21 protein-coding genes are annotated in these 21,834 nt (G+C 63.7%); 11 read left to right on the top strand and 10 right to left on the bottom strand.

What is annotated here, in order from left to right; translation table 11 throughout:
* Nucleotides 1–80 precede the first annotated feature (80 nt).
* Together G0P99_RS13105 and rarD are read left to right on the top strand one after the other, a co-directional pair.
* Nucleotides 81–2,531, top strand: a complete 2,451-nt coding sequence (locus G0P99_RS13105; protein ID WP_164130494.1) for an FAD-dependent oxidoreductase — start codon at nt 81–83, stop codon at nt 2,529–2,531.
* Nucleotides 2,532–2,810: 279 nt separating this feature from the next.
* Nucleotides 2,811–3,701, top strand: coding sequence for an EamA family transporter RarD (rarD, locus tag G0P99_RS13110; protein WP_164130496.1), 891 nt, complete (start codon nt 2,811–2,813; stop codon nt 3,699–3,701).
* On the opposite strand, the gene G0P99_RS13115 is transcribed toward rarD, so the two are convergent.
* Both G0P99_RS13115 and G0P99_RS13120 read right to left on the bottom strand, forming a co-directional pair.
* Nucleotides 3,683–4,330: an SGNH/GDSL hydrolase family protein gene (locus tag G0P99_RS13115; protein WP_370462783.1), complete on the bottom strand. Its 648-nt coding sequence runs from the start codon at nt 4,328–4,330 to the stop codon at nt 3,683–3,685. The two genes, rarD and G0P99_RS13115, sit on opposite strands and share 19 nt — an antisense overlap.
* A 62-nt stretch (nt 4,331–4,392) precedes the next feature.
* Nucleotides 4,393–4,803 (bottom strand): nuclear transport factor 2 family protein, encoded by a 411-nt coding sequence (locus G0P99_RS13120; protein ID WP_164130498.1) that lies wholly within the window; start codon nt 4,801–4,803, stop codon nt 4,393–4,395.
* Nucleotides 4,804–4,906: 103 nt separating this feature from the next.
* Here G0P99_RS13120 and G0P99_RS13125 point away from each other — a divergent pair, with 103 nt between their 5' ends.
* Nucleotides 4,907–5,554 carry an RluA family pseudouridine synthase gene (locus G0P99_RS13125; protein WP_164130500.1) on the top strand — a complete coding sequence of 216 codons (648 nt, stop codon included), beginning with the start codon at nt 4,907–4,909 and terminating at the stop codon, nt 5,552–5,554.
* Nucleotides 5,555–5,649: 95 nt separating this feature from the next.
* On the opposite strand, the gene G0P99_RS13130 is transcribed toward G0P99_RS13125, so the two are convergent.
* Nucleotides 5,650–6,495, bottom strand: a complete 846-nt coding sequence (locus G0P99_RS13130; protein WP_164130503.1) for an alpha-1,2-fucosyltransferase — start codon at nt 6,493–6,495, stop codon at nt 5,650–5,652.
* A 236-nt stretch (nt 6,496–6,731) separates the two neighbouring features.
* Between G0P99_RS13130 and G0P99_RS13135 the strand changes: the two genes are divergently transcribed.
* From G0P99_RS13135 to G0P99_RS13145, 3 genes are all read left to right on the top strand, one after another.
* On the top strand, nt 6,732–7,166 hold the full coding sequence (locus G0P99_RS13135; protein WP_164130505.1) for a glyoxalase superfamily protein: 435 nt from the start codon (nt 6,732–6,734) through the stop codon (nt 7,164–7,166).
* Nucleotides 7,167–7,379: 213 nt separating this feature from the next.
* Nucleotides 7,380–9,524: a polyribonucleotide nucleotidyltransferase gene (gene pnp / locus G0P99_RS13140; RefSeq protein ID WP_164130508.1), complete on the top strand. Its 2,145-nt coding sequence runs from the start codon at nt 7,380–7,382 to the stop codon at nt 9,522–9,524.
* Between the two features lie 98 nt (nt 9,525–9,622).
* The gene (locus G0P99_RS13145) at nt 9,623–10,333 is read left to right on the top strand and encodes a glycosyltransferase family 25 protein (RefSeq protein WP_164130510.1); all 711 of its coding nucleotides are present in this window, start codon (nt 9,623–9,625) and stop codon (nt 10,331–10,333) included.
* Between the two features lie 6 nt (nt 10,334–10,339).
* Here G0P99_RS13145 and G0P99_RS13150 read toward each other — a convergent pair whose 3' ends face one another.
* Entirely contained in the window at nt 10,340–10,996 is a 657-nt protein-coding gene (locus tag G0P99_RS13150) for an FkbM family methyltransferase (protein ID WP_164130511.1), read from the bottom strand.
* A gap of 54 nt (nt 10,997–11,050) precedes the next feature.
* The gene (locus G0P99_RS13155) at nt 11,051–11,704 is read right to left on the bottom strand and encodes a peroxiredoxin (protein WP_164130513.1); all 654 of its coding nucleotides are present in this window, start codon (nt 11,702–11,704) and stop codon (nt 11,051–11,053) included.
* Nucleotides 11,705–11,934: 230 nt separating this feature from the next.
* Here G0P99_RS13155 and G0P99_RS13160 point away from each other — a divergent pair, with 230 nt between their 5' ends.
* A complete protein-coding gene (locus tag G0P99_RS13160; protein ID WP_164130515.1) occupies nt 11,935–13,374 on the top strand; it encodes an aldehyde dehydrogenase family protein in 1,440 nt (479 codons plus the stop codon).
* A gap of 61 nt (nt 13,375–13,435) precedes the next feature.
* Here the strand turns inward: G0P99_RS13160 and G0P99_RS13165 are convergent, their stop codons facing one another.
* Genes G0P99_RS13165 through G0P99_RS13175 form a run of 3 tightly spaced genes read right to left on the bottom strand, consistent with a single transcriptional unit; the run spans nt 13,436 to nt 15,824 of the window.
* The gene (locus tag G0P99_RS13165; RefSeq protein ID WP_164130517.1) at nt 13,436–14,104 is read right to left on the bottom strand and encodes an ureidoglycolate lyase; all 669 of its coding nucleotides are present in this window, start codon (nt 14,102–14,104) and stop codon (nt 13,436–13,438) included.
* Entirely contained in the window at nt 14,101–14,691 is a 591-nt protein-coding gene (locus G0P99_RS13170) for an HD domain-containing protein (protein ID WP_164130519.1), read from the bottom strand. Before G0P99_RS13170 ends, G0P99_RS13165 begins: the two co-directional genes overlap by 4 nt.
* Nucleotides 14,688–15,824, bottom strand: a complete 1,137-nt coding sequence (locus G0P99_RS13175; RefSeq protein ID WP_164130521.1) for a gamma-butyrobetaine dioxygenase — start codon at nt 15,822–15,824, stop codon at nt 14,688–14,690. Before G0P99_RS13175 ends, G0P99_RS13170 begins: the two co-directional genes overlap by 4 nt.
* A gap of 99 nt (nt 15,825–15,923) precedes the next feature.
* Between G0P99_RS13175 and G0P99_RS13180 the strand changes: the two genes are divergently transcribed.
* Together G0P99_RS13180 and G0P99_RS13185 are read left to right on the top strand one after the other, a co-directional pair.
* Entirely contained in the window at nt 15,924–16,778 is an 855-nt protein-coding gene (locus tag G0P99_RS13180; protein ID WP_164130523.1) for a LysR family transcriptional regulator, read from the top strand.
* Nucleotides 16,779–16,832: 54 nt separating this feature from the next.
* Nucleotides 16,833–17,186, top strand: coding sequence for a dihydrodipicolinate reductase (locus tag G0P99_RS13185; protein WP_164130525.1), 354 nt, complete (start codon nt 16,833–16,835; stop codon nt 17,184–17,186).
* A gap of 12 nt (nt 17,187–17,198) precedes the next feature.
* Here G0P99_RS13185 and G0P99_RS13190 read toward each other — a convergent pair whose 3' ends face one another.
* Together G0P99_RS13190 and G0P99_RS13195 are read right to left on the bottom strand one after the other, a co-directional pair.
* Nucleotides 17,199–18,368: a benzoate/H(+) symporter BenE family transporter gene (locus G0P99_RS13190; RefSeq protein WP_164130528.1), complete on the bottom strand. Its 1,170-nt coding sequence runs from the start codon at nt 18,366–18,368 to the stop codon at nt 17,199–17,201.
* A gap of 88 nt (nt 18,369–18,456) precedes the next feature.
* A complete protein-coding gene (locus G0P99_RS13195) occupies nt 18,457–18,645 on the bottom strand; it encodes a DUF1674 domain-containing protein (RefSeq protein ID WP_164130530.1) in 189 nt (62 codons plus the stop codon).
* A gap of 94 nt (nt 18,646–18,739) precedes the next feature.
* Between G0P99_RS13195 and G0P99_RS13200 the strand changes: the two genes are divergently transcribed.
* Together G0P99_RS13200 and G0P99_RS13205 are read left to right on the top strand one after the other, a co-directional pair.
* The gene (locus tag G0P99_RS13200; protein ID WP_164130532.1) at nt 18,740–20,011 is read left to right on the top strand and encodes an RsmB/NOP family class I SAM-dependent RNA methyltransferase; all 1,272 of its coding nucleotides are present in this window, start codon (nt 18,740–18,742) and stop codon (nt 20,009–20,011) included.
* A gap of 69 nt (nt 20,012–20,080) precedes the next feature.
* The gene (locus tag G0P99_RS13205; RefSeq protein WP_164130534.1) at nt 20,081–21,820 is read left to right on the top strand and encodes a heparinase II/III family protein; all 1,740 of its coding nucleotides are present in this window, start codon (nt 20,081–20,083) and stop codon (nt 21,818–21,820) included.
* Nucleotides 21,821–21,834: the final 14 nt, after the last annotated feature.

Raw genomic sequence — 21,834 nt, forward strand, 5'->3', positions numbered from 1 at the left:
AAGTCGCGTGACGTTTTTGATGGATTTCCTGTCGCCCGTCCATGCCATTCTCGGGCAAATCCCAAGATCCGGAGACATACATGGCTGATCTTCCCACCCAGGCCCGCGTGGTCATCATCGGCGGCGGCGTCGTCGGCTGCTCGGTCGCCTATCACCTGACCAAGCTCGGCTGGAAAGACGTCGTTCTGCTCGAACGCAAGCAACTGACCTCGGGTACCACCTGGCATGCCGCGGGTCTCATCGGCCAGCTGCGCGCCAGTTCCAACATGACCAAGCTCGCCCGCTATTCGGCCGAGCTCTATATGGGGCTCGAGGCCGAGACCGGCGTTGCCACCGGCATGCGTCAGGTCGGGTCGGTCTCGGTCGCGCTCACGGGCGAACGGCTGGAAGAGCTCTATCGCAACGCCGCCATGGCCCGCGCCTTTGGCGTTCCGGTCGAGGAACTGTCGCCTGCCGAGGTCAAGGAACGCTATCAGCATATCAACCTCGATGGTGTCACCGGCGGTGTCTGGCTGCCGACCGATGGTCAGGCCGATCCGGCCAATATCGCGCTGGCGCTGGCCAAGGGCGCCCGCCAGCGCGGCGCCGTGGTCAAGGAACGGATCAAGGTCACCAACATCGCCAAACAGGGCCGCCGGGTCACCGGCGTCGACTGGATCAGCGACGACGGGTCCGAGCAGGGCCATATCGCCTGCGAGATGATCGTGAACTGCGCCGGTATGTGGGGCCACCAGGTGGGCCGCATGGCGGGCATCAACGTGCCTCTGCAAGCCTGCGAACATTTCTACATCGTCTCGGAACCCATCCAGGGTCTGACCCAGATGCCGGTTCTGCGCGTCCCCGACGAATGCGCCTATTACAAGGAAGACGCCGGCAAGATGATGCTGGGCGCGTTCGAGCCGAAATCGAAACCCTGGGGCATGGACGGCATCCCCGACACATTCGAATTTGACCAGCTGCCCGAGGATTTCGACCATTTCGAACCCATCCTCGAGGCCGCCGTGAACCGCATGCCGATGCTGGGCAGCGCGGGTATTCACACCTTCTTCAACGGACCCGAAAGCTTTACCCCCGACGACGCCTATCACCTTGGCCTCGCGCCCGAGATGGACAATGTCTGGGTCGCCGCCGGGTTCAACTCGATCGGCATCCAGTCGGCGGGCGGCGCGGGCCATGCGCTCAGCCAGTGGATGGACAGCGGCGAGAAGCCCTTTGACCTGGGCGATGTCGATATCGCCCGCATGCAGCCCTTCCAGGGCAACAAGCGCTATCTGGTCGAACGCTCGACCGAGACGCTGGGCCTGCTTTACGCCGATCACTTCCCCTATCGGCAGAAAGCCACTTCGCGCGGGGTGCGCCGCACCCCCTTCCACGAACATCTCAAGGCACAAGGTGCCGTGTTCGGCGAACTGGCGGGCTGGGAACGCGCCAACTGGTACGCGCGCCCGGATCAGGAACGCGAATACCGCTACAGCTGGCGGCGGCAGAACTTCTTCGACAACGTGGCCGAGGAACACAAGGCGATCCGCACCGGGCTGGGCATGTATGACATGTCCTCCTTCGGCAAGATCCGCGTCGAAGGGCCGGACGCCACCGCCTATCTCAACCACATCGCGGGCGGCCAGTTCGACGTGCCCGTGGGCCGCATCGTCTATACCCAGTTCCTGAACGCGCGCGGCGGGATCGAGGCCGACGTCACTGTCACCCGCCTGAGCGAGACCGCCTATCTGGTCGTCACCCCTGCCGCCACCCGCTATGCCGACCAGACCCGGATGATGCGCCTCGTGGGCGATTTCCGCGTGGTGATCACCGACGTGACCGCGGGCGAGGGCGTGCTGGCGGTGATGGGGCCAAAGGCGCGCGAACTGATGGCGCGGGTCAGCCCCAACGACTTCTCCAACGCCACAAACCCCTTTGGCACCGCGCAGGAGATCGAACTGGGCATGGGCCTCGCCCGCGTCCACCGCGTGACTTATGTGGGTGAACTCGGGTGGGAGATCTACGTCTCCTCCGACATGGCGGGCCATGCGTTTGAAACCCTGTTCGAGGCGGGCCAGGATCTGGGCCTGAAACTCTGCGGCATGCATGTGATGGATTGCTGCCGGATCGAAAAGGCGTTCCGCCATTTCGGCCATGACATCACGCCCGAGGATCACGTTCTCGAGGCGGGCCTTGGCTTTGCCGTCAAGACCGACAAACCCGATTTCATCGGCCGAGACGCGGTGCTGCGCAAGAAAGACGAGGGGCTCAAGACCCGCATGGTCCAGTTCCGCCTGACCGACCCCGAACCGCTGCTCTATCATAACGAGCCGCTGCTCAGGGACGGGCAGATCGTCGGCTACCTCAGCTCTGGCGCCTATGGCCACCACCTGGGCGGCGCCATCGGCATGGGCTATGTCCCCTGCACAGGTGAAAGCGCGGCGGATATTCTGGCCTCGACCTACGAGATCGACGTGATGGGCACCCGCGTCCGCGCCGAAGCGTCGCTTGCCCCGATGTACGACCCCAAGTCCGAACGGGTAAAGGTCTGACCCGTCCTCCCAAGGCTCAGGAACGCGCGGCGTCGCCGCGCGATCCTCTGGTTTCGAGGTCCCGGGGCGCTTTGCGCCCCCGTGTACAAAACGGTCAATCCGGGGTCTGAGCGGCGTACAAAACGGTCAATTTCCTGTACAAATCCGGCCCGGGGTTGCCGCCGCAGACCGCCCCGATCCGCGACCCATCACGGGTCTTGATGACCCCCACTCAGTTTTGTCGCTTTCCTTTTCCCGCCTCCGCCTGCAATACACCTGCACAAGTGAAGGAGATCGCGGATGACCCAGACCCAGAACGTGGATACCCCGCGCGGCTTGGCACTGGCCATCACGGCCTATCTCCTCTGGGGGTTTTTACCTTTGTATATGAAGGTGTTATCCCACATCTCCCCGGTCGAGGTGGTGGCCCATCGCATCGTCTGGTCGGTGCCTGTGGCCGGTATCCTGCTGATCGCCCTGGGCCGGACACGCGACTTGCGCGCCGCGCTGCGCAACCCGCGCATGCTGGGCATGGCCTGTGTGACGGCGGCGCTGATCTCGGTCAACTGGGCCATCTACGTCTGGGCCATCACCACCGGTCATGCACTAGATGCAGCGCTAGGCTACTACATCAACCCGTTGTTCAGCATCGCCCTCGCAGCCCTTATCTTGGGGGAGAGGCTGAGCCGTATACAAGTTATTGCGATTGCACTGGCGGCCGCAGGGGTTGCCGTGCTGGTCTTAGAGGCTGGGAAACTACCCTGGGCCGCCCTCAGCCTGACTGTCAGTTGGGGGTTTTACGCGTTGTTCAAACGGTCTCTCCCCATCGGTCCGAACCAGGGTTTCCTGCTCGAAGTGCTGATCCTGACGCCATTCGCGCTGGCCTTTCTCTTGTGGCAATCGGCGCAGGGGTTGGGGTCGTTTGGCGTTACGACACAAGATACGGTGCTGCTGGCCGGGGCAGGGGTGGTGACGGCGGTGCCGCTGCTGTTCTATGCCAATGGCGCGAAACTGGTGCGTCTGTCGACCATGGGTATCCTGCAATACATCGCGCCCACGATGATCTTCATCACCGCCATCACCCTGTTCGGAGAAGAGATCGACCGAGGCCGCCTGATCGCCTTCCCGATGATCTGGGCCGCGCTGGTGATCTATTCCGTGCCGATGCTGCGTCAGATGCGTCGCGCCTGACCCTCGATCACCCGCGCCAGCCCCTCGGCCCAATGCGCATAGGCCAGCGCGCTGGGATGGTATCCATCCCGCGCCGCCATCGCCGGATCCAGAGGGATCTGCGGTCGATGATGAACCGCTTGCGGAAAACGGTCGAGCATTGTGGCAAGAGACCGATCAAGCCTTTGAGATTGCTGACCTAATACCCAGGACAGCGGTTGCGGCAGGGCCGGGAACAGGGCCATGTCCGGCACCGATGTGACCAACACCAGCCGTGCCGCCAGCGGTCCGGTCAACAGCTCCATCAGTGCCGCCTGCCGGGCCGCGAATTGCCGGGCCGAGGTCGCGCGGGTGGTGTCATTCACCCCCAGAGAGGTCACCACCACGTCGAACGGACCGGGCAGGGCGCCCAGCCGCGCCAGCGTATCGCGGGTGGTGTGGCCGGTGGTCGCCTCCAGCCGCCAGTCGACGGTAAAGGCTTGCGCCAGCCGCGACACCAGCTGCCCGCTCAGCGCCAGATCCTGACAGTCCACCCCGACCCCGGCGGCGGCGCTGTCGCCCGCGATCAGCAGGCGCAGCGCCGGACCGGACCCGACGCGCCCCGCGCGCGGCCCCGCCGGTTCGTCCAAGAGCTGCGCCTTGCGCCGCACCGCCAGCCCCTGCGCCGCAAGGACCGGCAGCAGGGGAATACGCAGGATCTGGTCTATGCCAATCAGCTAAGTGCCTCGCGAAACTTGAGGAATCGCGCATCGGTCATCACCCGCGCGTTCATCGCATCGCGAAGCGCACCTACAGTCTTGTAAGGACGCATGACGACCTCGAACTCCTGGATCAGCCCAGCATCGTTGAGGGTGATCAGGTCGACGCCCACCGCGTCCAGATCGCCAACCTTGCATTGGAACTCCAGCGCCCAATCCTTGCCCTCGCCCATCACCCGGCGATAGCGAAAGTCGGAAAACACCTGGCCCACGTGACCCAGAACCGCCGCCACCGCGTTGCGCCCGGTCCAGGTTTTGTAATAGGTCGGTGGCAGGAAACGGACATCCTCGGCGAGCAACGCATGGATCAGGCTTTCGTCGCCCTTGGCCACCACCTCCTGCATTCGTGCGATCGTGGGGTGCATCTGGTCTCTCCTCTCGATGGTCTGGCCGCAGCCTTGCGCTGCCACATCGCCAGCGCAAGCGCGACGTTGCGAGAACCCGCCGTCTGCGCTAGGGCATGCGGCCATGAACGAAGACTATTCGCCCCCCCAAGACCCGCTGGACGTGATCCACGAGGACGCCGAACTGATCGTGGTCAACAAGCCGGCCGGCCTGCTGTCCGTGCCTGGGCGCGGCGAACACCTGGCCGACTGCCTGCTAAGCCGCGTTCAGGCGGCGTTTCCCGGGGCACTGTTGGTACATCGGCTAGACCGGGACACATCGGGTGTCATGGTTTTTGCTCAGACCCCGCATGCGCAGCGCAGTCTTGGCCGCCAGTTCGAAGAACGCAAGACGAAAAAGACCTATGTTGCAAGACTTTGGGGCAAGCTTGAGCCCAAGGCCGGCACCGTCGATCTGCCGCTGATCGTCGATTGGCCCAACCGGCCGCGCCAGATGGTCTGCCACGAAACCGGGCGCCCGGCGGTGACGGACTGGCGCGTCCTGCGCTATGAGGGCGACACCACCCGGGTTCGCCTGACACCGCAAACCGGCCGGTCGCATCAGCTGCGGGTGCATTGCCTGGCGCTGGGGCATCCGATCCTGGGCGATCCATTCTACGCCACGGGTCCTGCGCGCGATTTCCCGCGCCTGATGCTGCATTCCGAGGAACTGCGTTTGAAACACCCCGAAAGCGGCCAGTCGATGAAATTCCGCGCACCAGCGCCGTTCTGATCCCGCCAAGCCCATTCACTTTGCCGAAAATACTCCGGGGGAGTCGCGCAAAGCGCGGCGGGGGCAGCGCCCCCTCAGTTTGGCAAGACAAACGATCAGACGGCAATCCTCATCCAGTTCGGCGGCAGGATATCCGGGTTGCTCAGCTTGGGGTCGCCGAACCAGCGGGTGGGGCCTGCGACGCGTTTTTCCGGGTTGCTGTTGAGCCAGGCCGCCCACCACGAGAAAGAGGAATTGCCGATGATGTTGTGTCGGCACAGGCTCATCAGGCGCATGTCCTCGAAATCGGTCTCTGGTCCGTTGAAATCGACAACCACCTTTTCCACCGGCAAGGGCAGGTTCGCCTTGGCCCAGTCCGGGTCATCGGAAAACACATAGACCACCGGCTCGTCCCTGACATCGCGCATGATTGCGGCCAGCGCTGCTTCGTAATAGTGCTGATCGCACAGTGCATGCGCGGCAAGGGCCACGTAATCACCGCGCCGGACATGCAGCGAGATCGCCTCGGACCCACCGATGCGTTCGGCCATGTCCGCATTGCGGCTGTCACTGAACGGGGGAAAGGTGAAATCCGACCGGATGCGGTGGCTGACATGCTCGAAGTACTGCTCGGACTGCCAGTACCCGTGCAGATAGGCGCCATCGCCCCAGGTTTCGATTTGAGGATTGTAGCCAAGCCCGCGCTCGCGCCGGAATCTCGGGCGCGTGCCAAACGCGCGCCACAGGCCGTAATGCAACGCCCCGTCCCGTTTCAGCGGCGGCAGGTGTTCGGGTTCGGCCAGGTCCAGATCGAACACCCGGGTCAGTACACCTTCGCCGCGTGCCTCTGCCTCGCGGCTGTCGATGCCCACGCGCGTACAGAGCCGCGCCGCCAGCCCGGCGGCGGCGGCGTATTGGAACATCTGATTGCCGAGACGGCCGTGCAGGCGTGCTGTGATCATGTGTTTCCCGGATTTGCCTGCACTGTGTAGGGTCAAATGCCGCGCCGTACCAGCCTTCTTGACAGGAGCGCGAGAGCTGCCTACCTACGGCCCAGGTTCGGGTTCCCTGCCGCTCGCGGCCCTTGGGGCTATGGTGAAACCCGGTTTTCAGACGATCCTTGCCCCTTTCCCGGCGCATGGATGGCAATGCGAGCCCCGTCCGATCTGATGCGCCCGTTTGGGAAAACGAGGCAAAGATGAAAAACGATCAAGAGATTGCTCCGATCGAGGAGCTGAAGGCGCAGGCCAAGCGGCTGCGCGGAAAACTTCGCGATACCGGCACCGAGCTGAGCCATGCGCAGGCGTTGGAACTGGTGGCACATCAGCATGGCGCCCGCGATTGGAATACGCTTGTGGCACGTGCGGGCAACCGCTTGCACTTGCGGGTTGGCGACCGCGTCAGCGGCGATTACCTGGGCCAGCCTTTTACGGGCGAGATTCGGGGTCTGACAGTTATCGGCGATGGTGCGCACAGGCGGATCACGCTGCATTTCGATCAGCCGGTCGATGTGGTGACCTTCGACAGTTTCTCGGCCTTCCGGCAGCGCGTCAGCGGTGAGATTGGCTGGGACGGAAGGTCAACCCGCTGCACATCGGACGGGCGGCCACAGCTTGTGGTTCGCCCGGTCTGACCGGTTCCCGCACCGGCGCGCACTGGTTCCCGCCAGCGGCGCCGGTTTCTCTTTCAATCCGCAGAAAAACACTGTATGCGCGCACAATCTGAGACGTGGTGCCCCGACCCCGGCACCGTGAAGGAAATGATAACGGGGTCGGCGGCAATGGGGCCGCCATTGAAACGGGAGACCCGGGATACGCCTGGGAGTGCTCCCATCTAGGATACGCACATGTTTGATGTAACGACGAAATCGATGCAGTGGGGCGAGGAAACGCTTACACTGGAAACGGGTAAGATTGCCCGTCAGGCCGACGGTTCGGTGGTCGCCACCCTGGGCGAAACCAGCGTCATGGCCAACGTGACCTTTGCCCGCGAGCAGAAGCCGGGCCAGGACTTCTTTCCCCTGACGGTTCACTATCAGGAAAAATACTATGCCGCGGGCAAGGTGCCGGGCGGTTTCTTCAAGCGCGAGGCGCGCCCGACCGAAAAGGAAACGCTGACCGCGCGCCTGATCGACCGGCCGATCCGCCCGCTGTTCGTGCCGGGCTTCAAGAACGAAGTGCTGGTGATGTGCACCGTGCTTTCACACGACCTCGTTAACGATCCCGATATCGTTGCGATGATCGCCGCTTCGGCTGCGCTGACCATCTCGGGTGTGCCCTTCATGGGTCCGATCGCGGGCTGCCGCGTGGGCTTTGTCGATGGCGAGTACGTACTGAACCCGACCGTCGACGACATGCAGGACCTGCGCCTGAACCCTGAACAGCGTCTGGATCTGGTTGTTGCCGGGACGAAGGACGCCGTTATGATGGTGGAATCCGAGGCCTATGAACTGACCGAGGCCGAGATGCTGGGCGCCGTGACCTTTGCGCACGAGCAGATCCAGCCGGTGGTCGACCTGATCATCGCCTTTGCCGAACAGTGCGCCAAGGAACCGTTCGACTTTACTCCGCCGGATTACTCTGACCTCTACGCCGCCGTCAAAGCCGCTGGCGAAGAGCAGATGCGCGCCGCGTTCGCCATCACCGACAAGCAGGAGCGCACCGCAGCCGTTGCCGCCGCGCGCGAGGCCATCAAGGCCGCCCTGACCGAAGAGCAGGTCGCAGACGGCAACCTCGGCTCGGCCCTGAAGAAACTCGAAGCCGGCATCCTGCGCGGCGACGTGGTCAAGGGCGGCAAGCGGATCGACGGTCGCGACACCACCACCGTGCGTCCGATCGTGGCCGAAACCGGCCTGCTGCCGCGGACCCACGGTTCGGCCCTGTTCACCCGGGGCGAGACCCAAGGTCTGGTCGTGACCACGCTGGGCACCGGCGATGACGAGCAGTTCATCGACGCGCTGCACGGCAATTTCAAATCGAACTTCCTGCTGCATTACAACTTCCCTCCCTATTCGGTGGGCGAGGTTGGCCGTGTGGGTTCGCCCGGCCGTCGTGAGATCGGCCATGGCAAACTGGCCTGGCGCGCGCTTCAGGCGGTGCTGCCGGCGCCGACCGACTTCCCCTATACCATCCGCGTTGTGTCCGAGATCACCGAGTCGAACGGTTCGTCCTCGATGGCGTCGGTCTGCGGCGGTTCGCTGTCGATGATGGATGCGGGCGTGCCGCTGAAATCCGCCGTTGCCGGTGTGGCCATGGGCCTGATCCTGGAAGACGACGGATCTTATGCGGTTCTGACCGACATCCTGGGTGACGAAGACCACCTGGGCGACATGGACTTCAAGGTGGCAGGGACTGAAAACGGCATCACCTCATTGCAGATGGACATCAAGGTCGCAGGCATCACGCCCGAGATCATGGAGAAAGCCCTGTCGCAGGCCAAGGATGGCCGGATGCACATCCTGAGCGAGATGAACAAGGCGCTGTCTGGCGCTGCTGACTTCTCGGTTCACGCACCGCGCATCGAGACCATGCAGATCCCCACCGACAAGATCCGCGAAGTGATCGGTTCAGGCGGCAAGGTGATCCGCGAGATCGTCGAAGTGTCGGGCGCCAAGGTCGATATCAACGACGATGGCATCATCAAGATCGCCTCGCCCAACGGCGATTCGATCAAGAAGGCCTATGACATGATCTGGTCCATCGTGGCCGAACCCGAAGAAGGTCAAGTCTATACCGGCAAGGTCGTGAAGATCGTCGATTTCGGCGCCTTCGTGAACTTCTTTGGCAAGCGCGACGGTCTGGTCCATGTGTCCCAGATCGAGAACCGCCGCCTGAACCATCCCTCGGACGTTCTGAAGGAAGGTCAGGAAGTGAAGGTCAAGCTGCTGGGCTTTGACGATCGCGGCAAGGTGCGCCTGTCGATGAAGGTTGTCGATCAGGAAACCGGCGAAGAGATCGTGCCGGAAAAGAAAGAGGCCTCTGAGGCGGAATAAGCCTCTGGCCTTGCAGAGACGGAAAGGCCCGGACATCCTGTCTGGGCCTTTTTCATTCGGGCCGCGCAGACCCACGCGTGGCAGCAGGGAGGTCCGGAATGGATCTGATCGGCTTTGTCATTCATCTGGAACGGGCCAAGGACCGGCGCGCGCAGGCCGATGCGCTGGTGGCGGAGCTACCTTACGCCACGCTGCTGCCTGCGGTCGATGGTGCGGCGTTGGCGCCGGAGGCGCGGGACCGGGCCTATCGGCCCGGGTTCCTGGAACCCGCCTACCCCTTTGACCTGCGCCCAGGCGAGATCGGCTGTTTCCTCAGCCATCGCGCCGCCTGGACCAGGCTGGTGGAGAGCGAAGCCGAGGCCGCGCTGATCATCGAGGATGACATGGCGCTGGAGACGGGTTTCGCCGATGCGCTGGCCTTGGCGCAGCGCCATGTGGGACAGATGGGCTATATCCAATTTCAAACCCGTCCGGTGACCGCGTCCGCGATAGATCAGCAGGGGCAGGCGGTGTTGACGCAACCTGAACTGACACCGCTGCGCACCTCGGGCCAGTTGGTGGCGCGTTGGGCGGCCGAGCGGTTGCTGTCCCTGACCGAGCCCTTTGACCGGCCGGTGGACACCTTCCTGCAAATGCACTGGCATACCGGGTTGCGGTTGGGGGTGATCAGCCCCTCGGGTCTGACCGACCGGACCGGAGCCATTGGCGGCAGCACCATCGGTGCAAAGAAGAGCCTGTGCGAGCGGTTGACCCGTGAATGGCATCGCGCGCGGTATCGCGCGGCGGTGCGGCGGCTATCACGCGGCTGAAGCGCCTCAGCGCAGGCGCCATTCCTCCCAGATGAACGGATAGCACCAGGCGCAGTTATGGGTTTCCCCCAGCCGCGCGCAGATCGCCGCGCGGGTCTCGATCAAGGCCGGTTCGAAAAGGTGAAACTGAACCTGAAGCCGCGCGATGCGGGGCATCAGCCCGCTGTCCAGCAGGGCGGGCAGCAGGTCGTATTCGCCGCCCTCGATATTGACCTTCATCAGATCGACCCGGTCCAGCCCCTGCTCGGCAAAGACCGCGCCGACGGGGCGCACCGGCGCCGAGACCGCGCCGTCCTGACCACCAAAGGCCGAGGAGGCATCGCCATCGTCGCTGAGCGTTAGGGTACCCTCGGCCCCGCCCATGGCGAAATCATGCACCATGACATTGGGTCGATCAGCGAATTTTGTCCGCAGCGCGCTGGCAAAGCGTGGGTGAGGCTCGAACACATGCACCTGCGCCTTGGGCTGAACGGAAATGACCCGGTCGGCCCAGCCACCTTCGAATCCGCCGACGTCCAGCACCACGGCGTCCGGAGGTAGATCGTCATAGGTGTAAAAGCGTGTCTGGAGCGCGTTTTCCGCGCGCCACGCCTTGAGCCCGGCATAATGCTCGGCCTTCCAGGGGTTGCGGCGCAGGTCGAGCCAGCGTTTCAAAGAGGCCATGGCATGCGTCTTTCTTGGTTGACGGGCGCGGGTCACCCCGCGCCCGCAATGGGCTTAGCCAGGGTTTTTCGCAAACCGCAGATAAGGCAGTTTGATGTCCAGCGCACCGTATTTTTCCTCGGCGGCGGCATTGTCCAGTGCCAGCGCAACGATCACGTCCTGGCCGGTTTGCCAGTTGGCGGGGGTGGCCAGCGGTTGCTGATAGGTGCGCTGCAACCCGTCGAGCGCGCGCAACACCTCGGCAAAGTTGCGCCCGACCGACATCGGATAGGTCATCGACAGTTGCAGCTTCTTGTCGGGGCTGATGATGAAGACCGACCGCACCGTGGCGCTGTCGGCAGGGGTGCGGCCGTCGGGCAAGTAGGCGTCGGCAGGCAGCATGTCAAAGGCCTTGGACACAGCCAGCCCCTCGTCGGCGATGATCGGGAACCCGGCGCTGGTGCCGGCAAAGCTCTCGATATCGCCTTTCCATTTCTTGTGATCCTCGACCCCGTCGACCGAGACACCGATCACCTTGGTGTTGCGCTTGGCCCATTCATCGGCCAGTTGCGCGACGGCGCCGAATTCGGTGGTGCAGACCGGGGTAAAGTCCTTGGGGTGCGAGAACAGGATGGCCCAGCTATCGCCGATCCAGTCGTGAAAGCTGATCGTGCCCTTGTCCGTCTCGGCGGTAAAGTTGGGAACGATGTCGTTGATGCGCAAGCCCATGGCTGTCTCCTTTGATACAAAAGCGAGTCGTATGACGCCAATCTAGTCAGTGCCATCCCTGGGTTACATACCCGTGACAAGGTGCCGCCGCCAGTTTTGGGCACCGGCCAGTCAATCTGTAATTTGATCAAATTATTCAGTCCCCCCTCTTGTCGTCGCCTGGGCAGAGTGACAAAGTACCCAAGATTCCCGACCGCCCGGTCGAAACAGCCTGATCAGGAGAGGCAGACATGCTTGAGAAACGCGAGTTCTACATCAACGGCAAATGGGTCGCGCCTGCCGTCGCCAATGATTTCCACGTCATCAACCCATCGACCGAAGAGCCGTGCGCCGTTATCTCGCTGGGCTCCGAGGCTGATACCAACGCTGCTGTCGCAGCTGCCAAGGCTGCCTTTCCTGCCTGGATGGCGACCCCGGTTGCCGAACGTATCGCCCTGGTCGAGAAGCTTGTGGAAGTCTACAGCCGCCGGGGCGAGGACCTGGCACAGGCCATGTCGCTGGAAATGGGGGCGCCCATCGACATGTCGCGCACCCAGCAGGTCGGTGCCGGCATTTGGCACCTCAAGAACTTCCTGACGGCGGCCAAGAACTTTGAATTCGAACGCCCCTTGGGCGATCATGCGCCGAACGACCGGATCATCTATGAGGCGGTGGGCGTTGCGGCGCTGATCACGCCCTGGAACTGGCCGATGAACCAGGTCACGCTCAAGGTGGGCGCGGCCGCGATCGCCGGATGCACGATGATCCTGAAACCGTCCGAGCAAAGCCCGCTCAACGCCATGGTCTTTGCCGAGTTGATGGACGAGGCAGGATTCCCGGCCGGTGTCTTCAACCTCGTGAACGGTGACGGCGTTGGTGTCGGTTCGCAACTCTCCGGCCACCCGGATGTCGACATGGTCAGCTTCACCGGGTCGACCCGCGCCGGTATCGCCATTTCCAAGAACGCCGCCGAGACGCTGAAAAAGGTTCATCTGGAACTGGGTGGCAAAGGCGCGAACGTGATCTTTGCCGATGCCGATGACAAGGCGGTCAAGCGCGGCGTGCTGCACATGATGAACAACACCGGCCAGAGCTGTAACGCGCCCAGCCGGATGCTGGTGCAGCGACCGATCTACGATCAGGCGGTCGAAACGGCGGCCGAAGTTGCCAAGAGCGTGACCGTCGGCAATGCGCTTGACGAAGGCCGCCATATCGGCCCGGTCGTAAACGAGCTTCAGTGGAACAAGATCCAGGGCCTGATCCAGAAGGGCATCGACGAAGGCGCGCGGCTGGTCGCCGGTGGGCTTGGCCGCCCCGAAGGGTTCAACAAGGGCTATTTCGTGCGCCCGACCGTTTTTGCGGATGCCAACAACCAGATGACCATCGCGCGCGAGGAAATCTTTGGCCCGGTCTTGACGATGATTCCGTTCGACACCGAAGAGGAAGCCATCGAGATTGCCAATGACACGCCCTATGGCCTGACCAACTATGTCCAGACCCAGGATGGTGCTCGGGCAAACCGCATGGCCCGTGTCCTGCGCTCGGGTATGGTCGAGATGAACGGCAAGTCGCGTTCGGCCGGATCCCCCTTTGGCGGGATGAAACAGTCCGGCAAGGGTCGCGAGGGCGGTGTTTGGGGGCTGGAAGACTTCCTGGAAGTCAAAGCAGTTGGTGGTTGGGCCGCCGAATAGGCCACGCTGCAACAGTCGGGAACAAGCGGGTCGGGCATCTGTTAGGTGCCCGGCCCGTCTCTTAGAGGTCTCTGACCTTGTCGGTCCGCAGGGGACAGGCCAGATAGACGCCGAATTCCTGACCGATGTCGGCGCTGACGCGGGCGTGCACGCGGCCTTGGCGGTCGAGAAAGCGCTGCTCGTTCTCTACGGGGAAAATCCCCTCGTGCCAGATGCCGGGATGAATATAGAGCCCGCGCGAACCGTCACACCAGAAAGCAACTACCTTATCCGGGGTCAGATTGTCGCCCGGCAGAGCCGCCGGGATGATGAACGGCTTGTTGTCGATGGGCCAGAACATCTGCCCGCCATCCGGGTGATAATTCATATGCCACAGCAATACCTGATCGCGTGGCGCGGTCTGCCGTTCGGTCTGGGCCTGTTGCGGATCGGTGGACCAGCCCAAAACATAATGTCCTTTAACAGCCTCGTTGGTGCCGTAGAGCACGTCGCCTTTCCACTCGCCACGGAACGTGCCTTCGACCCAGCCGCCTTCGTCGCCGGTGCCTTCGTCGATCGGGCGCCAGCCTTGTCGGGGCCAGCGCACGATTTCGATCTCGAACGCGTCGGGATCGTCCACCAGACAGCCATAGCCCTTGACGCTTTCATCCGTGGCCCGGATCAAAGGCACCTCATGCCAGGGCAGCGACGGCTTGCTGCTGGCCTCGAAGATGTATTCCGGCGCGGTCATGACGCCTCCATATGTCTGTCGACCATGCGCTGCACCATTGGCGCGAAATGGGCAAAGTCGGGGGTTTCCATATCGGCGCGCTTGCCTGCCTCGTCCAGATAGCGGACCTGAACGATCTCCTTCAGGTTCGGATTGGCCTCGAACTCTGCCACTTCCTCTGCGCTCATCGGTCCGCCCTGCAATTCCAGCGTATGGACCGAAGCGGGCGAGAGGCGCGCGAAATACTCGGGCTTGGTGGCGCAGAGATACCGTTTTGCGGCCACGTGGTACTTTACGCAATCGGTGATCACCGGCGGAAAGAACGGTGCCAATACCGCCTCGCCCGCATCCTCGTGATGGCGGTCTTCGGTGTCGTCAGGATGATAGGTCCCGAATTCCGAGGTGAAGTGCCCGATATCATGCAAGAGCGCGCCGACAATGATTTCCTCAGGCAGGCCGTTCCGTTCGGCGATTGTGGCGCCTTGCAGCATGTGTTGGGCCATGGTCACCGGCTCTCCCAGATATTCCTCGCCGCCCCGCCGGGCGAAGATGTCACCAAGGAACGCGACGATGTTGTCGCGGTTGAGCTCTGAGAAATCAGGGCTCATTCCGCCGCCTCCAGACCGGTGGCGTCCATCGCCGCAAGGGTCGAGAGGAGCCCGTCCTTGTCGGCGTAACACCCTTGCAGCCAGCGTGAGCCTGCACCGGAATACCCGGTGCGCGCGTGCAGGACGCGGGTATTGTCGACGATAAAGCTTTCGCCCGGTTCCAGTTTGAATGCGACCCCCATCGCCGGGTCGTCGATGAACGCGGCCAATTGACGATAGGCGGCGTAGTAGGCCTCCATCTTGTCAAAGGGAATATCCACGAACGGAGCCGAGGAACGGTTGTTGAACCGGATCGCCACCAGTTGCCCGTCAGGCGACAGTTCGATCATCGGGCGCCGCGCGCGCAGGCAGACCCCGTCCGCGCCCCGGTACTCGAACCGGGCCGGGTAACCGCACAGCAGGGCGAACCCTTCGGGATTGGCATCGCGCAACCGCTCTGCCGCGCGAAAGCCATCGACCACGATACTGTCGCCGCCCTCTGCGCTGTTTTCCAGGCAATAGAGGATTTGCAGCGTCGGCACCGGATCGCGATAGGGGTTGTCGGTATGGGCCTGAAGACCCAGCCCGGTATAGGCGAGGTTGGTTGGGTTTACTTCGGTCCGCACCTCGAAATAGCGGCCATAATTGGTCTCGCGCACATAGCCGAAAAGGTGGGCCACCTTGAGCAAGGCGCCGGGTTCGGTGGGTCCACCAGTCAGCCGGGCAAAGCCGTATTCGGCGACAGCCGCCAGCCAGCCGCGCTTGACCGCCGGATTGGTATGCACGCCGACCCAGTCGGCGCCGGGCGCGGCGATCCCGCTTTCCCAGGTGGTGATGCCCGGATCTGTCCAGCCCATCGGATGGTCGTGATCCCGGTCATAGGTATGCTCGGCTAGCCAGTCGGCCGGATAGGTGACGGTCTTGTTCTCGGGCTGAAAAGTCACCGACATTGCGCCGCCGACCAACGAAGCCGCACCGATGCTGACATCCGCGGGAATGTCACCGATAGTGATCAGTCGCTGGCCGTTTCCAGGCGCGCGGGTGTCCGGGTCCAGCGCATTGTCGCGCAGCCAGACGGCGTGAAACCGGGCGGTAGTGCCGTCGGTAAATTCCAGGGAAACGATCTGGTCGGTATGGGTGACCTGGCGCAGCATGGGGGCTCTCCTTTGTCGCGCATTTGCTGACTTGAGAGATACCGCAGCAAATGGCATCAAGACAGTTATGCCTTCTTGTGGCTTAGGGTTGGAAAATCTATGGCAAAGGCGCGTATTGGATTGCCGCCACTTGACTGGTTGCGGGTGTTCGAGGCCGCTGGCAGGCTGGGCGGCTTCGCGGCGGCGGCGCGCGAGTTTGGCCTGACACAGGCGGCAGTCAGCCAGCGTATCGGCAATCTGGAAACCTGGCTGGGACGGGCACTGTTCGTGCGGGGGCCGCGTGGCGTCACGTTGACCATCGAAGGGGAGAGCTTCCTTCCGCTGGTACAAGAAAGTCTGACAGCGCTGGAGCGCAATACCGAGGACCTGTTTGGCACCGCGCCGCGCGAATTGCGGGTCGCGGGCCTGCCTTCGCATGTACAAATGCTAGTCGTTGCTCGCGCCGGGCCGTTCTTGACGCGCAACCCGGATGTCCGGCTGGTGACGGATTCCGTGGCGCAGAGGGCCAGTTTCGATGACGAACGGACCTGGCTTCAGGTCCGCTATGGCAAGGGCAACTGGCCGGGACGAGAGGCGCGCTTGATCGCGGGCGAAGTCCTGGCGCCAATGGCCGCCCCTGGTGTCGACTGGTCCGCAGGCATGATCGAGTTGCGCGGCGAAAGACCCGGGTGGAGCGAGTGGACCCGACTTGGCGAAGACATCAAGGGTGCGCTGACTAGGTTGAGCGTTGATTCGATGGAACATGCGCTGGGGGCGGCCGAGGCGGGTCTGGGCGTGGTTCTGGGCTCCATTCCGCTGGCAAGGGCTGCTCTGACCAGTGGACGGCTCTACAGGCTGGACCTGCCGGAAATGCCGACCCGTGACGGCTATTGGTTGACCTGGCCAGCGGATCGTCTTGGTGGGCGACGCATGCGAACCCTTGTCGAAAGCTTTCACGCGGCAATCTGCGAGTGATCCGGTCGTGTGGTCGGGGCGTAGAAAGATTGCACACCAAACGAAGGATTCGCGATGCTGCCTCGGATTTTTCTTTGCTCGATCCTGTTCGCCGCACCTGCGGCTGCCGAATATGCCCGGGTCGAGGACGCCCAGAGTTTTCGGGCCCTTGTGGCGGGCAAGACCCTGACCCGGCCGCTTGTCCGGCTCGAGGTCACCACGGATGGAGAGATCAGGGGCACCGGCGCCGCCTGGCCGGTCGAGGGCAATTGGGTTTGGAAAGACGGCTATTTTTGCCGCGATCTGGTCTGGGGCGGCAGCGATCTTGGCTACAACTGCCAGGAGGTTCGCGTGAGCGACGGCAAGATCCGGTTTACGTCAGATCGCGGTGCGGGTGAGTTCGCCGATTTCCGTCTGCGCGTGGACTGAAGGGTCCGGGTTTCAGGCGCGCCGCTGCAGGCCAAGGGTGATCGCCTGCATCAGCCCGCCGATCACCAGCCCCCAGACCGCGGCGCTGAGCCCCAGGATGGTGATGCCCGACGCGGTGATCAGAAAAGTGACGGCAGCGGCTTGGCGGCAGTCGGGCTGTTCCAGCGCGGCCAGCGCCGATCCGGCAAAGACACCCAGCAGCGCCACACCTGCCACCGTTCCCAGAACCAGCGCGGGCGCCAGAGCGGCAAATCCGGCGATGACCCCGGCAAAGAGGCCCAACACGCAATAGAACAGCCCGCCCATCACCGCCGACCAATAGCGCTGGGTCGGGTCCGGGTGGCTCTCTTCGTTGGCGCACATGGCGGCGGTGATCGCGGCCAGACAAGTGGCCGGAGAGCCAAACGGCGCCGACAGCATGCTGGCTGCGCCGACCCCGGCCACCAGCGGCGCCGGGCGCGGCTGATAGCCATAGGCGCGCAGCACCGCCAGGCCGGGTACATTCTGGGTTGCCATGGTGACGATGAAAAGTGGCAGCGCGATATTGGTCAGCGCCTCCAGCGAAAAGACCGGGGTGACCCAGACCGGCGTGGCGACCAGCGTTGCGGGTGCTGGAATGTCAAAACCCGCATTGACGGTGACGACCAGCGCCCCGGCGATTACCGCAGCGGGCACGGCAAAGGGGCGGCTGATCTGGCCGACGATGAACCAGGTCAGCAGGATCGGCAGGGCGAGATAGGGGATTTCAGCCAAAGCCTGAAATGGCCGCAGGCAGAGCGAAAACAAAACCCCGGCCAGCATGGCCTGGGCGATCGGGCCTGGGATTGAGGCGGTCAACCGGCTGAGCGGGCGCCACCAGGCCGCGATCACCGTCAAAGCGCCCGCCATGATGAACCCGGCCACCGCCCCGCCAAACCCGTCCTCTGGCAACGCAGACACCGCCAGCAGCGCGGCGCCCGGCGTGGACCAGGCGACAGAAGCTGGTGCCTTGGTCCAGAGGCTCAGAGTGATTCCGGTAAGGCCCATGGAGAGCGCAGCGAACATCAGTCCCGAGGCTGCTTGCGCCGGATCGGCGCCTACACCCGCCAGACCCTGCAACACGATGGGAAAAGAGCTGAAGAACCCCACGATGGCCACGACAAGGCCGGTCGAGACGGTTTGCAGCGGAGGTCTGAAGGCCATGAAAACTCTCTGTCGCCCCTTGGGCCAATCTTGCTTTGCGGCAGAGAGTGCGGTCTGGGTCGCCGGGTTGCAACCCGGAACGCGACGGTCAGAAGTCGATGGCGATGCCCTTTTTTTCCCAGTCGCCATAACGGGCCGGGTCCGGCCCGTCGCGCCCGCCCAGTTCCTTGGGCAGCGGCTTGGCCTCGGCTTCGGCTTCGGCCTTGCGGCGGCGTTCCTCGGCCTCGGCCAGGGCGCGTTGGGCGGCGGGGGGCAGGTCTGTGCGCGGCTCGCTCATGGCTTTGCTGTTCCTTTCGGTCTGGTATCCTGATACACGCCCGCGTCCGCCCTTGGCAATGCGGGCGGATGGTCACAACCCCACGAGGCACCCCATGGCGGACAGCGCGACCCAGGCGCGGCAGAGCGCGATCTATCTGCTCGACCAGATATTGGGCGAGGGACGGCTGTTGTCCGAATGCCTTGGCGCCGGTGCACTGGACCGGTTGCCGCCCGAGGAACGCGCCCGTGCCCAGCGGCTGACGCTTGACACCCTGCGCGGGCTGGAACGTGCCGACCGGTTGCTGAAACCACATCTGCAAAAGGCGCCGCCGCTGACCGTGCGCAATGCGCTGCGGTTGGGGACGGTCGAACTGGCCCATGGCGAAGCCGCCCATGGTGTTGTGCATTCCATGGTCGAAATCATCGGTCGCTCTCGCCGGCACGGGCGGCTCAAGGGGCTGGTCAACGCGGTGCTGCGCAAAGTGGCCGCTGACGCGCCCTCCGCGTGGGGTCGGCTGCGGGTGCCGCGCCTGCCGCGCTGGCTGCGCGATCCGCTGGTTCAGGCCTGGGGCGCGCCTGCCGTTGCCGCGATGGAGACGGCGCATTTCGCGGGCGCGCCACTTGATCTGACGCTGAAACCCGGAGCGTCCGCGCCGGGTGGAGAGGTGCTGCCGACCGGTTCGGTGCGCCTGCATGATGCGGGACAGGTCTCGGCCCTGCCGGGCTTTGCCGCCGGCGACTGGTGGGTGCAGGATGCCGCCGCCGCGCTGCCAGTGCGGTTGCTCGATCCGCAACCGGGCGAGGCGGTGCTGGACTTGTGCGCCGCGCCGGGGGGAAAGACCATGCAACTGGCCGCTGCCGGGGCGCGGGTCACCGCGCTCGATATCTCCGAAGGTCGGATGGCCCGTGTGGGCGAGAACCTTGTCCGCACCGGGCTGAGTGCCGAAATGGTGGTGGGCGATGCGCTGGAACACGGGGGCCAGTACGACGCGGTGCTGCTGGATGCGCCCTGTTCGGCCACAGGCACCATCCGGCGCCACCCGGACTTGCCGCTGGCCAAGGACGGCTCCGAATTCGGCGCGCTGATCGAATTGCAAGCGCAGATGATCGCCCATGCCTGGACCCTGGTGAAACCCGGTGGGCGCATGGTGTTCTGCACCTGCTCGTTGTTGCCGGACGAGGGCGAGGTGCAGGTCGAGGAGGCGCTGACGCTCTATCCCGATATGGCCGTTGACCGCGCCGCGCTGGACCTGCCCGGTATCAACCCGGCCTGGATCACAGAGGAAGGCGGCCTGCGCCTGCGCCCGGATTACTGGCTCGATCACGGCGGGATGGATGGGTTCTATATGGCGCTCCTGCGCAAGGCGGCCGATCGGCCGGAATAACCGGTGACTCGCGGCGACTGTGCCGCTATCCTCTGCCGCAAACGCCAAAGAGCGTGAGAGGCAGAGCGTATGTCCGGGTCGCATAAAATCGCAAACGGATGGACACGGTTCCAGAACCGTCTTTACGCGCGCCTGAGCCAAAGACAGAAATCGGTGCGCGGCTTTGTTTCACAACCCGAGCCTCGCACAGTTGGGTCCTTTGCCCGTGGTCGGCAGCTTGTGGCGGGCAATCTCCTGTTTGCAGGCTATCTTGTCGAATCGCCGACCATCAGCCTGTGGGAGGTCGCGGCCCCAAACGCTGCTTTTGAGGACGAAAGGCAAGGGTTTGCCTGGCTCGACGATCTGGCGGCTGTCGGTGATGCCCGCGCTCGCGAGAAGGCGCAGAACTGGCTCTGGGGCTGGATAGAAATGCACGGCAAGGGGCGTGGCCCCGGATGGAGTCCGGAACTCGCCGGGCGGCGTGTCATCCGCTGGATCAATCACGCGTTGTTCTTGCTGCGCGGCGCCGAACCGGAACAAAGTCGCGCATTTTTTCGATCCCTGGCGCAGCAGACATGGTTCCTGTCAAAACGCTGGTCTGTCGCGCAGCCGGGACTGTGCCGGTTCGAAGCGCTCACCGGACTGATTTACGCTGGTCTGGCTCTGGAAGGGCTGGAAGAATGGGCCGATCCGGCGGTGCGGGCGCTGGCCCGCGATTGCGAAAACCAGATCGACAAAGAAGGCGGCCTGCCGACCCGCAATCCCGAAGAGCTCCTTGAGGTTTTCACCTTGCTCAACTGGGCGGCTGCTGCGTTGCACGAGGCCGGACGGGGTGCGCCGCACGCCCATACCGCCGCAATCGAGCGGATTGCGCCGACCCTGCGGGCGTTGCGCCATGCCGATGGACAGTTGGCGCGGTTTCATGGGGGTGGCCGCGGTCTGGAAGGGCGGCTTGATCACGCCCTGGCCGCCAGCGGTGTCAAACCCGCCCATGCCGAGGGCCTGTCGATGGGCTATGCCAGGTTGTCGGCGGGACGGACCAGTGTGATCATCGACGCCAGCCCTCCGCCGCGTGGAGAGGTGTCTTACAATGCGCATGCCTCCACCTTGGCATTCGAGCTTACGTCGGGGCGCAGACCGCTGATCGTGAATTGTGGGTCCGGTTCCAGTTTCGGTCTGGAATGGCGTCGTGCGGGGCGTGCGACGCCGTCGCATTCGACACTGTGCCTGGACGGATATTCAAGCGCCAGATTGGGCGATCCCGAGAAAGAGTCGGAACGCGAAGCGCTGATCGACGGGCCGTCCCAGGTGCCGGTGGAAACCTCGGAAACGCTGGAGTCCTCGCGGTTTCAGGGGGGGCATGACGGGTTTGTCCGTATCTACGGCCTGACCCATGCGCGTACCCTGGACCTGAGCCACGACGGGCGCGGTCTTACCGGCGAAGACATGCTCTTGGCGATGGACGACGCCGCCAAGCGGCGTTTTGACAATGCGATGGATGCCTCGGTTCTGTCTGGTGTGGGATTCGATATTCGCCTGCATCTGCATCCCGAGGTCGATGCAGCGGTGGATTTGGGTGGCACGGCGGTTTCGATGGCCTTGAAAAGCGGCGAGATCTGGGTTTTCCGCCATGATGGCAAATATAAATTGTCATTGGAGCCAAGCGTTTATCTTGAAAAGACCCGCCTGAAGCCGCGCGCGACAAAACAGATCGTTCTATCCGGGCGCGCAATGGAGTATGCGACCCGCATCCGGTGGACGCTGAGCAAGGCGCAGGACACCGCGATTGCCATTCGCGACCTGAACCGGGACGAACCCGAATTCGACTGATCCGCATAAGGACC

It is taken from the genome of Ruegeria sp. PrR005 (assembly GCF_010500245.1).
In the GTDB taxonomy this organism is placed as follows: domain Bacteria; phylum Pseudomonadota; class Alphaproteobacteria; order Rhodobacterales; family Rhodobacteraceae; genus Ruegeria_B; species Ruegeria_B marisflavi.